Genomic DNA, 12684 nt, shown 5'->3' with positions numbered 1-12684 from the left:
GATACAGATCAGCCAGAAGCATCGCTCCCCGACACTTCTGATTTCACCAGAATACCCAGCCCCAACAACATCAGTACCAGTCCCGCATAAGAAATTGAGGCGGGACGCTCGCCGACAATCAGAACAGCCAGAACAACGGCGGTCACAGGTTCGGCCAAGGCAAGCGCCACGCCGGTGGCACTGCTGACAAACTTCAGCCCCGTGGTGAACAACAGATAAGCCACACCGGTTGCCACCACGCCCAGCCAAAGCATCACGACCACATCGCCGGTACTGATCATGGGCTTACCGGCCAGCAGCCCCGCCGCTGGCAAGGCAATCAGCGCCGCCAGCAGAAATACCGAAGCGGTAGCTACCTCTGGCGGCGTGCTCGCTACGATCTGCTTGGTTGCCAGCGCGTAAACAGCGTAGGACAGACCGCTTAGCAAGCACAGCGCGATGCCCGATGCAGGCAGGCTGAGACTGCCTTGAGACCCCATCGTTGTCATTACCAGTCCTAGTACACAGATCGACAAAGCTGCCCACCAGAGCCCGGATGGCTTTTGGCGTGTCACGACTATCTGCAGAAAACCGGCCCACACGGGCCCACTGCCCAGAGCCATCGCGGTACCCAAAGCAACACCGGTGGCGCGAATGCCTGCAAAAAATGCCAGGTTGTAGACGGCCATTCCCACCGCAGCCAGCGTAATAGCCATCCATGGCAACTGGCGCAGACGCGACGGTTGCAGCGCGCTCGCATTCCTCAAACTCAACCACAGTAGAAAGAAACTGGCGGCTACCAGCAAGCGCATGCTCCCAACCCAGTACGATGACAGCGTCAGGGGCGCGAAGGTTTGTGCCGTACCCGTGGTTCCCCACAGCATGGCTGCGCACAGTATCAAGATGATGCCGGTAAGTGATTGTCTATTCATGGAGATAGATTGCATCAGGAATCGATCAGACAATGTCGAGAAACTATCGCGCTGTGCTACGCAATTCACGCGCACCCAGACCACGGTCTCGCTGCAATGCGTAACACAAGGCACTGGCTGAACAGTATCCGACCTGACTGGCAACCGCTTCCAGAGAATGCCCTGCCTGCAGCAGGCTCTGAGCCTGATCCAGCCGCAGAGCTCGTATCCAGGCCTGTGGAGTCTGACCGGTGAGCGTCTTCCAGCGACGATGAAACTGCGGCACCGACAAGGCGTAGAATGCCGCCATTCTCGCAATGGGCCAGGCCTCATGCAGAAATTCACCAACCTTGGCTTCCAGCAGCAAGGGATTGACTCCACGGCGCTGCAAAACTCTCGGGGAGGCGTTCACACCCGCAAGCACCTCAACCGCTTTCGAGCTGGGCTGCCAGTCAAGCGGTAAATGAAAGGCACGTGGTTTGTCCAGATCCCGATAGAGTGCCGTATCAACAACCCAGACACGCGAGTCTGAATAACTGCAGTAACTATGCTGATAGCCTGCCGGCACCACCAACCCGGTTGTTGCATCCACCCGTGCGGCACGCCCTTCCAGCTGCAGCTCAAGGCATCCACTCATGCCGAACAGTATCTGTGAGTAATCGTGTGAATGCGCCGCATAGTCTCCGCTATAGAGGCGGACCATGCCATCCAGTGTTTGTGCCGATTCACTCATCTGCCGAATGATAAAGCAATCCTGCCACCAGGTTCACCTTTCGCAGCTGCGCAACCGTCGAGACTCTTGTCGTCGCAAGTCCTGGGTTACCCACAACAACGACCAGCGTCTGTGCCCGCGAGATTGCTACATTCAGGCGATTCGGATCGAACAGAAAATCGATACCACGTGGTGCTTCAGCGGCATCACTGCTGCACAGACTAAGAAAGACCACCGCAGCCTCCTGCCCCTGAAATCTGTCAACACTGCCCACACGTGCCTGCTCGCCAAGACGCTCTTGCAGCAATTTGACTTGCTGGTTATAGGGCGCCACAAACAACAGATCGTTCCAGCCCAGAGGCTTTGAGCTGTCATCACTGGCAGACGTTTTGACTCTCTGGCCCAGAAGCGACCTTGCCAGACGAAAAATTTCAACGGCCTCCTCTTCACTGGATTGTGCGTTGCCCGTGTGCTGAACCGGAATAAAACAGATACCCGCCTTCCGATCAAGCTCTGGCAAACGCGCCTCATCCGGCAACAACTCCCTGGCATCCGTTTGCGCTACTGACTTGAGTCTGCCGTCGTAGAATCTCTGTGATACATAGCGATTTATGTGCGAGTGCATCCGGTAGGTGGTCCCAAGAAAAACGCCCATGTTCTCATCGATAGTCGGCTGTCCTTTGAGCAAATACTCCAGTACCGACAATCCGCTTTCAGCCGGATGCGAGCCCTGGCTGGGCTGTCCCAGCTGCATCTGATCACCCAGCAACACCAGATTGCGGGCAGAGCGACTCATGGCCAACAGATTGGCGACAGACACCTGACCCGCCTCATCAATCAACAGGTAGTCAAACTCCCCCGCCAGATCGTTGCGGGCAAAACCCCAGGCTGTTGTTCCCACCACGGTCGCGGGTGCCAGTTCGGCTGCCAGCTTGCTGTTGCTGAAGAGCTCCGCCCCCAACTGCACCAACTCATCATCAGGCTGTCGTGAACACAGGAATCTTGCAGCGACACCCTGTGCCTGGCAATACCGTGCAGCGCCTGTCATCAGGTTCTGAATGGCGGCATGACTATTACTGGAAATTCCGATCTTGCAGCCTTGAGCACACAAGGCTGCAATGATTCGTGCCCCTGTGTATGACTTGCCACAACCCGGCGGCCCTTGAATGGTCAGATAGCTGTCATCCAGATCCAGCACCGCCTCAATGGTTGCGGCCAGGCGTTCCTCAGAGGTGTCGCCATATGCAATCGCACCCGGCCTGGGCTGTTTGAACCGAGGAGCCCGACGGAACAGAAAATCGTCAATGCTACCGGTCTCATCAGAGCGCTCCAGCCACTGCTCGACAACGGCGTCAATAGCATCGGGAATCGGTGCCGGATTAATGAATTCATTAGGAATGAGCGTCACCGTGGTCGGCAGTTCCTTTGCGGATTGCAACACCAGACGTCCCTGCGCAAAATCACTCAGTGCATGAAGCACGGTGGCACGCAGTGGTTTGTCATTATCACCCCGCTCATCCAGCAACTCGACCGCGGCAGGCAGGCCCTTGAAATCCTGCATCGTTCCAAAATCATATTCGTAGGCCAAATTCCTGGCCCGTTCAGTTGGCTTGAATGGCTCACGCCCCGTTCGCAGGCATTTGGCCAGGCAGGCCGGATCATGCATCAGCTGTTCGGGTGTACTGCTGTGACGATCAAAGTAGCGCCACCAGGCAGGTTTTGCTTCCCGGCGATGAAACTCGAGCAATCCGGCCATGTTCTCCGAGACTGCGGCCGTCATGTAATCCTCAGCCTTGCGCTGTGTATCAGCATTGAGTAGCAAACGATCACGCATTTCCAGTCGTGCACTAACCACCTGATCGGGAATGACTTCCTGACTATCGCCAGTCTCTAGCTGTATCGTAATGCCATGTTCCTGTTGCCGCTCGCGCAACCAATCAACAAGCTCCTGCGTCGAGTTGCAGTCGTCGATATTATAATTTCGAATACTGTTCAGAGTCTCAGAGTTCTGCCAGGTATCTCCCTCCACACCTGCCTGGTGGCGTTCGCGCCAATGCTCATAAACAACCACAGAATCACCGCCACTTCCCACATCGGTGTCACGACCACCTCGGTAGAGTCGTTCGACGTTCTTGATCGAGTAACGTGGCTCACCAATCTGCAGACTTTGCTGAACGACCACATACAGATCAACGAACACATCGGCCCGTAGTAATTCATCGAGTTCGTGTTCGCGAGTTCCATAGCGTCCCATCAGCCTCTGGCAGGCGGCTATCTCATAGTTGGCATAGTGATAGACATGCATAGTCGGCGCACGCTGCCATCGCTCATAAATCCAGTCTATGAAACCTTCAAAGGCTTGTCTCTCTGCCGTTGAATCATGTGCCCACCAGTCTCGAAATGTTCGCTCACTTTGCTCATCAAAATAGGTGCAACCCCACAGATACTCCAATCCGCCAGTGTCCAGTGGAAAACCTTCGATATCAAAAAATACATCCTCTGGACACCAGGCAGGCAAACGTGACAATCCGTTTGTAACACCAGATTCACCGACACTCAGAAGCACTTCCCGAGCATCAGCCGCAGCAATATCAACAGGCTGCTCTAGCAAGCTGTAGGCAGGCACAGCACAGCCCTGGCTCTGAATCTGCAAGCTGGCCTGCCTGGCCAGACGTTGCAAGCTCATATCATCAATGCCCGCCACACTGACATCAACAGCCGCCAACGCTGCCCGCGTTGCAATACCGGCCGCCTCCAGACGTGCAAGCTGCGAACCGGTTATGGTGGCCACCTGGGAAAGATGATCAATGCTTTCCAGCCAGGACTGGACATAGCCAGACCAACGGCCATAACTGCTCGAAGCGGTTGGTGACGGCATTTCATCGCGGCTCCAGCCATCATGCAATTGCAGGAATTGCTGCTTCAGAGCACGGTAGTAATCCTGACAATCAACCAGACGTACACGCTCTTCACGCCTATCGCCCAGAACAACCACCAAGTGCTCTGCACGGCAGCCTTGAATCTGCTCCAGCATCTCGACATAGCAGCACAGCTGTATGACAAAGCCGGGTCTTATCCTGCTAGCAAGCTTGGTATCCCATACTTCATAGTGATAGCTCCCCAGCTCACTGGCACCTGGCACTTTGACAAGAAAATCGGCAACACCTGCGAAACGTTCGCCCTCTAGTGTTGCCTGTGCAATGACATCGACCCCAGAGCGGATAGCCTCAACGGTGCACAGTCTTCTCCTGTCCATGTCCTCTTCGGCTGACAGTGAAAGAGATTCTGTAGTAGCACAAACTTCAGCATCGATATTGAGGACCTCCAGACCTGCGTCTCTGAAGCGCTGTTCAAACGCCGCTTCATGCTCAAGGCCTCGCTTACCCAACACGCCCAGCAAGGCATCGGCCTCATCTGCCGGCGGTGCCTGATCTGGAAACTCACGGGCAAAACGATCCATCCATGAAGCGAAAGGACTGCTCAGATATCCAGACAGATCACTGGGCGAGAAGACAAGACGGTTATTCAGGATTCGCATGAGCAACAGTCTCCCACCAGTGGGTTGTTCTGAGTGAATTATCGAGAGTAATCAGCTCTCCCAACATGGGCGTCACCAACTCGATACCCTCTTGCTCAGCCAGGCGACTAACAGCCGCTGCTGGCTCATACCAAGTGTGAAAAGCCAGTTCGAACATACCCCAGTGCACGGGCATCAAGCGACTTGCATTAACATCCTTGAATGCCTGGATTGTCTCAGGGGGTAGCATATGAACATACGGCCAGGCTTGATCATATTGACCATTCTCCATGAACGCCAGATCAAACGGTCCCAGGCGTTCACCGATCTGTGAAAAATGTGTGTCGTAACCTGAGTCGCCACTGAAGAACAAGCGCGTCGCAGGACCTGCCACTACCCAGGACGCCCATAGCGTTTCATTATTGTTCGCGCCATCACGCCCCGAAAAATGCTGGGCGGGAGCTGCTGTAAATTCCACTCCATGCGACTCATGCGATTGCCACCAGTCTCGTTCGGTAATTCTGTGTTCAGAGATTCCCCAACGCTTCAGGTGAACACCAACCCCCAGTGGGGTTATGAACTGGGTCGCCTTGTCAACAAAGAAATCAATACTTGGCTTATCCAGATGATCGTAGTGATCATGGGAGATCAGGATAATGTCGATGGGTGGCAGCTCCTCTAGTTCAAGTACCGGAGGCTGGAATCGTTTGACCATGAAACTCACCGGTGATGCCGTGTCACCGAACACCGGATCAACCAATACGATCGTACCCGCGATATTCAACAGGAACGTCGAATGCCCGAACCAGATGATTTTCGTCTCTGAACTGGCTGACAGAAACTGCTGCAGATCTGGCTGACGCTGCGGTAACTCGCTGACAGGCCGGGCATCGGGCCGCTTGGCAAACCACTTGCGCAGCATGGGAATGGTTTCCATATTCTCCTGCATCTGTGCAACCAGGTCGGCTCTGCGATTCTCGAATATTCCAGCCTCTGGATTGTAGGCTTCCGAGGCGAGAAAACGCAGCCGATCCTCTGCCGCAGGGCGTGCGCCTAATTCGGGAAACAGGCCTGCCTGAAAGGCGAATACCGGCACAGCCAACAATGCCAAAGGCACAAGAAACCAACGTTTTTTCATGAGTTCTTATTCGATAACAACAGGAGATGGACGCACACTCTGATGCAGCTACCTCTCATGGAAATTCAGGATCTAGCCCGGGGTTATCCATGACTAGTCGAGCTTGAGCACTACCCGCTATCTGACTTCGTAGTGATCCAGAAACATATCAACGGCCGAGGCAATGACCGTTGTTTGAGCTTTCATGCTGACAGCCCCTTGCATCGACATTGCCTGTGGCCAGAACAAGATCCCCTTGAGCAAAGAGAGCAACTGCTGAGTGGCAAGCCTCGGGTCTTCTATCTGCAGACGTCCATCATCCATGGCGGCGTTAATCCATTCGAAAAATGCGCCCCCGTTAACAGGTAGATCCTGAAAGACCTTCTGCACGATTTCCGGCGAACGGAAAGCTTCTCCCAGCAATACTCGCATGTTCGACAGATAGGTATCGGAGCTGAAGGCTGCCACCTCTTGAGTGGCAATATGTATCAGTTGTGAACGTAGCGATTGCTGCTGGTTATAGCTGCCATCAATCGAATAATGCTCCTGCAAGACAAGCTCATGGGTAATGGCCCGGTAAAGATCATCCTTGCTGGGAAAATGCTTGTATACCGTACGCTTGCTCACTTGCGCGACTTCAGCAATCCGGTCCATGCTGGTTTCCCGGTAGCCATTACTCCGGAACTCTTCCGCTGCGGCGTTGAGAATAGCGGCACGCTTGCGCTGGCTGTAGGTCTGATCGCTTGTCATGAGCGGCTGATAGTGCCCGGCGCTGGTTGCATGCTCTCCATATTAACCGAAAAGTACACTGCTCGGTTTACAACTGATTATTGTTACCCTAAAGTACACTGGAGAGTTTACCTTTCTTTTCCACCTATTCAGAATTCCTCTGATCTATTCAGGCAATAAGCATCATCATGAACAGTCCCCAGGTTGTTGTGGTTACCGGAGCCTCTACCGGTTTAGGCCTTAGTATCGCCATCAAGGCGGCCATTCTGACACTACGCCAACAGCGCGCTCAGGCCTGCTGGGCGGACTGGCTTAGATCATGTCAAATGCAAATCCATTGAATATTGTCATGATGGGTGCAACAGGTGCCGTTGGCAGCGAGGTTGTTGCAGCACTGCGCAGCGAGCCCGGTCTGGGGAAACTTGCTCTATTGGGCCGGCGAGAGCTGGCCGGAATCAATCAGGAGAATATCGAGCAACATTGCATCGATATTCTGAACCCGGAAAGCTACCAGGCTTTACTGAGTGGCTACCAGTGCGCCATTTGCACCTTGGGTATCGGAGAGCCCTCCAAGGTTGATAAGCAGGATTTCTTGCGCATCGACAAACAGGCTGTACTGGATTTCGCCACGCACTGTCGTCAAGCAGGCATTGAACACTTTCAATTATTGAGCTCTGTGGGTGTTGACGCCCAATCCCGTTCGTTCTATCTGCGTAGCAAGGGCGAATTGAATGAGGCGCTGCTGGCCTTGAATTTCAAACGTCTCAGTCTGTTCCAACCCTCCATGATCATCACACCGAACAATCGTTACGGCTTCTCTCAGGCTTTGACCCTGGCATTGTGGCCTGCGCTGAGCCACATCATGGTGGGTCCACTGAGAAAGTTCAGGGGTATTGCTGTGGAAAAACTGGGAACAGCTATTGCTCGCAACAGCCAATGCAAGACTTCAACAGGCGTTGAAGTCTTGCATTGGCAGGAATTCATGGCACTGGATTCTTCCACTGATTGAGTCTTCTGAGCAAGCTTTCTAATTGAGCTATCCCCGGGCGGCGCAAGGGCAGTCCGGGGATAGTACAGCGACAACGTCGACTGACGGTGTATTTTGCTACAAGGTTCTTCTGACAATGATGCCAGCCCAGGATGGGGCTCTGGCATCAGGCTTGTCCAGCTCTCGTGATCGTGCCCTGACAAAACCTTCTACGTGCAGAGTTGGAGCAACCTCAACACTGACCCCAGCCCATACATCCGCACTGATCGGCTCTACATCACTGGCATCGGCCTCAACCTGGCTACTGCGAAACTGACCCTGAAGAAACGAGTTGTAGATATTCACATTGACACTGCTGCCAACATAGATATAGCGCTCTCGCGTGTCATATTCAGCAACACCGGATGCAATGTTTGACCCCAGGTTCAGGTATTCGGACTGATGCGGGTTGAATGTCCACCAAGGCGTGCCGATACGCCCGAAACGCCAGTTGAAGCCAGCACCAAAACCGGTGGTGAACCCCACGTCAGCATCTGCGGTCCAGTTGAATTCCTGACTCAGACCATTGGAGTAATATCGCTGAAAGGCTGTTTTCTGCAGACTTAACGCATATCGGGCCGTCAGCTCACCGCCAGAAGAAATCTGGTTATCCCAACCTTCTGGTTGAGTACTGCCCAGCAATTTGTGAATACCACTCTGTACATTGTCCGCAAAATCCAGTCCCAACAGACCCACTGTGAAGCTCGACTTCACTGACAAGGCATGCTCGGGAAACACCGTTTGTTCCGTACTGTTCAAAAAGAACAGACTGGCGTAAGCACGATCATTGGGATTGGCCTGCGCAGAAGTGATGTCGTTGGGTGTAAACAAGGCCGCCCCCCATTCCAGAGCATGCTTGGAATATTGTCTGGATCCTTGTCCCAGATAAGCCTTCAGTCCGAGGGCGTCATCTGTCCATTGTCTGAGTCGGTTTGGAGACCAGCTGTATCCGTTGGCGCGATTACCTGACAAGGTAACCGCAAAGCCTCCGGTGTAATCCTGATCCTTGTTTCCACCAACGAACACATCATTGTCGAACTGAAAAGACCAACCGGTATTTTCAGCTTCAATATGTTCGATATTTTCCGCTCGAACAACAGAACTACCAACCAGACTTGCGACCAACATCAATCCGGGTAGAACCGCCTTCGAGATACGCTTGCAAGATTGGCTGTCCAGCAGGACGGCACTGATGTCATTGCCGGCCTGGAAAGAGACTGATCTATCGCGCTTTATGAACTGCAACGCTTTTTCTTGTAAGTCGTACACCGCATCATTCCTATTATTTTTTGATCAGTATTTCCAGAAACCTGAACTCGAAAACACTGCCAGACTTGCGTTAACGAAAAGGCCATGCCTCGTCGGGGTGTGGCTACTATCGTTGCCAGACCTGTCGCTCGTTTTGCGGGTGCTTTACTTCGCGGTAAGAAAGCACAAGAGTCTCGATTCGATCACGTCAATACGCAACAGCTGTGTCTCGATCTGATAGGAATATGGGGGGAATGTGTGCCTGCGCCTCAGCGAATTCGTTGACGACAGGAACAAGAGGACTTGTACCGCGGGAACAGTCAATCAACCGAATCTCCGGCTTATCAGGCCTATCAGTCACAAGTCTATATTCAGGACAGGAACAATAACGCGTCAAAAAGCATAAACAGCCAATAGATAGTGTGTTATTTGGGTGAGATTGTGTACTATCCAGTGGTGTTTATCGATTTCTACTCACTTCTGCTTACCAGGGGAAACAGGATTCCATGAAAAGATTCTTCTACCAATCTCTGCCACTTGTATGTGCTGGCGCGCTACTGGCCTCGGCACCAGTCGCACACGCTGTCACACTGGAAGTCACTGCATGGAAGGGCAATGATTCCGAACCAGCCGCCATCCCCGACCTGATCAAGAAGTTTGAAAGCGCCAACCCGGACGTCAGCGTCGACTTTTCATATATCAGTCGGACCGACACCGATATCGTCCTGCCGCCTCGAGTGCAAGGTGATAACCCACCCGATGTCATGATGACTGATATGCCGCTGGTTAAAGTCTGGGGAGATGCCGGCCTGCTGGCGCCGCTTGACAAGGGTGAGTGGTTTGATCGGCTAACCCCGCCTGTACAAGCAGCCATCAACACCGGTGATGAGATTCACATCATGCCGCTGGAAGTCATTGGCATGGGCAATTTCGTCAATATGGACCTGCTGCGCCAGGTAGGAATCGAGACACCTCCCATCACCATCGATGCCCTCAAAGTTGCCTGCACCAAACTTGATGAGGCTGGCATCAAGCCCATGCTTTTCCCTGGTGGTTTCTCGGCCCCGTTGTATGTCATCGCCAATGGCCTGGAGGCAGCACCGCAGGAGTCGTCTGCATTAGGTTCCGGTGAGCAACTCTTTTCTGAAAGTGAGGCCTTTATCGGCACTCTGGAGACCTTTTCAGACCTGGCAGATGCCGGATGTTTTGATCCGGAAATCCAGGCAGGTGTGGATCCGTGGTCAACCGCTCTGTCAGAGTTCAAGGCCGGCAACTTTGCCATGATGGCGCAAGGCGCCTGGAATATTGCCAGCTTCAGTGAAGCGGAAAACCTGGATTTCGTCTTTGCACCTATCCCATCGAGCAAAGAATCGGGAGTTGCACTGGATCTGTTCGGCATAGGCTGGTCAATCGCTGCCAAGTCTGATCAACCAGATGCCGCTAAACGCTTTGTTGAATTCTTCACTGACAATGACAACCTGCACGACATGCTGGTCGCAGAATCAGCCTACAGCCCGTTCGTCGATGGCCAGAGTGGCGTGTCGCAAGTTGCAGCGCCGTATGATGCCGCTCGCGATAACGGTGGCACTATCATGTTCCCGTTCAGCGTACTCGAATGGCCCAAGCCACTGGAATCTGAAATCTTTGACAGCATGACCGGTTACCTGCTGAATCTGGATAAAGATCCCGCTGACGTCCTGTCTCGATGGGACGAAATCATAGAAGATCAGTAGTCGCTGCTCGTGCGAACTCTCAGACGCTACCGCATCTTCCTGTTCACACTGCCAGCGATTCTGGTTATCGGGATGTTCTTCGTCTACCCGATTCTATTGTCGCTGCGTCTGAGCTTTACCGACTTTACCGGAGTCGGTATCGCCAGCGATGTGGGCTGGAAGAACTATGAACGCATCTTTACCCGCTCTCGCTATCTGGACGCATTCAAGGTCACGATATTCTTCACCGTCATTGTCGTGTTCATACAGACGATTATAGGGCTGTTCTTTGCAGCCCTTCTGCACCGGCTGCCAGCGGTCAGAAATCTGTGTCGGGCCGCCTTGTTCACGCCGGCCATGATGTCCTTTGTCATCGTCGGCTATGTCTGGCAGTTCATCTACTCACCGTTCAACGGCGGACTCAACGCCGCACTGGCATCAATCGGCCTGGACGGCTTGCAACATAACTGGCTCGGTGATCCGAACACAGCCTTGTTCGCTGTCGCCTTTGCTCATATCTGGATGTTCATCGGCTACACCACAGCCATCTTTCTTGCCGGTTATGCCAACATTCCCTCCGAGATAGAAGAGGCCTCAAAACTGGAAGGTGCCTCCAACTGGCAACGCTTTCGCCATATTGAAGTCCCACTGCTGGCCTCAAGCTTCACCATCAACATCACGCTGTCCACGATCGGCACCTTAAAGACCTTCGAGCTGCCGTTCATCATGACGCGCGGCGGTCCCGATGGTGCAACCCGCACGCTCAGTCTGCATATCATCGACTCGCTATTCGGCAAATACAAGTTCGGCTTTGCCAGCGCACTGTCCATCATCATGCTGATACTGGTGGTGTTGGTCGCATTTCTCCAGAACCGCTACCTGCGATCCCGTGAGGAGAACACATGAGACTGCGTCATCGCATCAGTGGCTGGCTGCTCTCGGCCATGGTCCTGATTATGGTCGCCTTCATTCTGTTGCCCGTGTTCTACATGATCATCATGTCGTTCAAGAGCGGTGCCGAGATTGCCCAGAACCCGGTAGGCCTGCCGGAAAGCCTGAACTTTGATAACTATCGCAACGCCTTGTCGAAGATGAACTACACCCGCAGTGTGCTCAACTCCGTAGGCATTACACTCTCGGTGACGGTACTGGTTTCATTCATCGGATCTCTGGCGGCCTATCCGCTGGCGCGCCATACCAATCCGCTTGCCAGAGCACTGGTGTTGCTGATGGCGCTGGGGCTTTCCACACCGAACTTTGTCACCATCACACCCATCTACGTCATATTCCGGGACATCGGCTTGCTGGATACCTATCTGGGCCTGATCCTCGCCTTTACCGCCCTGAACCTGCCTCTGGCAGTTTTTTTCTACACCGGATTCATCAGAGGTATTCCGATAGAACTCGAAGAGGCTGCACGCTTGGATAATTGCTCTGAGTTCCGTATTTTCTGGCATGTGATTCGCCCCCTGCTGGGCCCTGCCACGGCAACACTTTCGCTGTTCGTCATGCTGATGGTATGGAACGATTTCACCTATCCGTTATTGTTGCTCACTGACGAGTCCAAATTTACCGTGATGATCAGCGTCTATCGTTTCGTGGGTAATCACAACCTGTCACCATCTGATCTTTTCCCGGCAGCGGTTCTCGGCTCATTGCCACTGCTTGTCCTGTTTCTCTTCTTCCAGCGGCGTATTGTCTCTGGGGTCACGGCCGGCGCAGTGAAGTGAAG

10 protein-coding genes are annotated in these 12684 nt (G+C 53.5%); 4 read left to right on the top strand and 6 right to left on the bottom strand.

The window, feature by feature from the left end; genetic code table 11:
* Positions 1 to 8: 8 nt before the first annotated feature.
* The 5 genes from IMCC3135_RS03975 to IMCC3135_RS03955 form a co-directional block, all read right to left on the bottom strand.
* Entirely contained in the window at positions 9 to 911 is a 903-nt protein-coding gene (locus IMCC3135_RS03975; protein ID WP_088916412.1) for a DMT family transporter, read from the bottom strand.
* A gap of 43 nt (positions 912 to 954) precedes the next feature.
* Positions 955 to 1623: a helix-turn-helix domain-containing protein gene (locus IMCC3135_RS03970; protein WP_088916411.1), complete on the bottom strand. Its 669-nt coding sequence runs from the start codon at positions 1621 to 1623 to the stop codon at positions 955 to 957.
* The gene (locus IMCC3135_RS03965) at positions 1616 to 5140 is read right to left on the bottom strand and encodes a TM0106 family RecB-like putative nuclease (RefSeq protein ID WP_088916410.1); all 3525 of its coding nucleotides are present in this window, start codon (positions 5138 to 5140) and stop codon (positions 1616 to 1618) included. The genes IMCC3135_RS03970 and IMCC3135_RS03965 overlap by 8 nt, the downstream gene beginning before the upstream one ends.
* Positions 5124 to 6257, bottom strand: a complete 1134-nt coding sequence (locus IMCC3135_RS03960) for an MBL fold metallo-hydrolase (RefSeq protein ID WP_088916409.1) — start codon at positions 6255 to 6257, stop codon at positions 5124 to 5126. Before IMCC3135_RS03960 ends, IMCC3135_RS03965 begins: the two co-directional genes overlap by 17 nt.
* Before the next feature lie 117 nt (positions 6258 to 6374).
* Positions 6375 to 6986: a TetR/AcrR family transcriptional regulator gene (locus IMCC3135_RS03955; RefSeq protein WP_088916408.1), complete on the bottom strand. Its 612-nt coding sequence runs from the start codon at positions 6984 to 6986 to the stop codon at positions 6375 to 6377.
* Between the two features lie 298 nt (positions 6987 to 7284).
* On the opposite strand from IMCC3135_RS03955, the gene IMCC3135_RS03950 reads away from it, so the two are divergent.
* Positions 7285 to 7974: an NAD(P)H-binding protein gene (locus IMCC3135_RS03950; protein WP_088916407.1), complete on the top strand. Its 690-nt coding sequence runs from the start codon at positions 7285 to 7287 to the stop codon at positions 7972 to 7974.
* Between the two features lie 96 nt (positions 7975 to 8070).
* Here IMCC3135_RS03950 and IMCC3135_RS03945 read toward each other — a convergent pair whose 3' ends face one another.
* Entirely contained in the window at positions 8071 to 9261 is a 1191-nt protein-coding gene (locus IMCC3135_RS03945) for a lipid A deacylase LpxR family protein (RefSeq protein ID WP_088916406.1), read from the bottom strand.
* A 485-nt stretch (positions 9262 to 9746) separates the two neighbouring features.
* Between IMCC3135_RS03945 and IMCC3135_RS03940 the strand changes: the two genes are divergently transcribed.
* The 3 genes from IMCC3135_RS03940 to IMCC3135_RS03930 are packed head-to-tail and all read left to right on the top strand — an operon-like array spanning position 9747 to position 12682.
* Positions 9747 to 10973, top strand: a complete 1227-nt coding sequence (locus tag IMCC3135_RS03940; RefSeq protein ID WP_088916405.1) for an ABC transporter substrate-binding protein — start codon at positions 9747 to 9749, stop codon at positions 10971 to 10973.
* Positions 10974 to 10982: 9 nt separating this feature from the next.
* Positions 10983 to 11858: a carbohydrate ABC transporter permease gene (locus IMCC3135_RS03935; protein WP_205737893.1), complete on the top strand. Its 876-nt coding sequence runs from the start codon at positions 10983 to 10985 to the stop codon at positions 11856 to 11858.
* The gene (locus IMCC3135_RS03930; protein ID WP_088916404.1) at positions 11855 to 12682 is read left to right on the top strand and encodes a carbohydrate ABC transporter permease; all 828 of its coding nucleotides are present in this window, start codon (positions 11855 to 11857) and stop codon (positions 12680 to 12682) included. The genes IMCC3135_RS03935 and IMCC3135_RS03930 overlap by 4 nt, the downstream gene beginning before the upstream one ends.
* Positions 12683 to 12684 lie beyond the last annotated feature (2 nt).

Source organism: Granulosicoccus antarcticus IMCC3135 (genome assembly GCF_002215215.1).
GTDB classification, from domain to species: domain Bacteria; phylum Pseudomonadota; class Gammaproteobacteria; order Granulosicoccales; family Granulosicoccaceae; genus Granulosicoccus; species Granulosicoccus antarcticus.
The sequence above is the reverse complement of the archived record's forward strand: the minus strand, read 5'-3'. Positions and strand labels throughout refer to the sequence as shown.

Bases quoted from the DNA above. Each gene is read 5' to 3' on its own strand.
- IMCC3135_RS03965 (WP_088916410.1), bottom strand. From the start codon at position 5,140: ATGCGAATCCTGAATAACCGTCTTGTCTTCTCGCCCAGTGATCTGTCT.
- IMCC3135_RS03930 (WP_088916404.1), top strand. From the start codon at position 11,855: ATGAGACTGCGTCATCGCATCAGTGGCTGGCTGCTCTCGGCCATGGTC.
- IMCC3135_RS03940 (WP_088916405.1), top strand. From the start codon at position 9,747: ATGAAAAGATTCTTCTACCAATCTCTGCCACTTGTATGTGCTGGCGCG.
- IMCC3135_RS03970 (WP_088916411.1), bottom strand. From the start codon at position 1,623: ATGAGTGAATCGGCACAAACACTGGATGGCATGGTCCGCCTCTATAGC.
- IMCC3135_RS03960 (WP_088916409.1), bottom strand. From the start codon at position 6,257: ATGAAAAAACGTTGGTTTCTTGTGCCTTTGGCATTGTTGGCTGTGCCG.
- IMCC3135_RS03975 (WP_088916412.1), bottom strand. From the start codon at position 911: ATGAATAGACAATCACTTACCGGCATCATCTTGATACTGTGCGCAGCC.
- IMCC3135_RS03955 (WP_088916408.1), bottom strand. From the start codon at position 6,986: ATGACAAGCGATCAGACCTACAGCCAGCGCAAGCGTGCCGCTATTCTC.
- IMCC3135_RS03950 (WP_088916407.1), top strand. From the start codon at position 7,285: ATGTCAAATGCAAATCCATTGAATATTGTCATGATGGGTGCAACAGGT.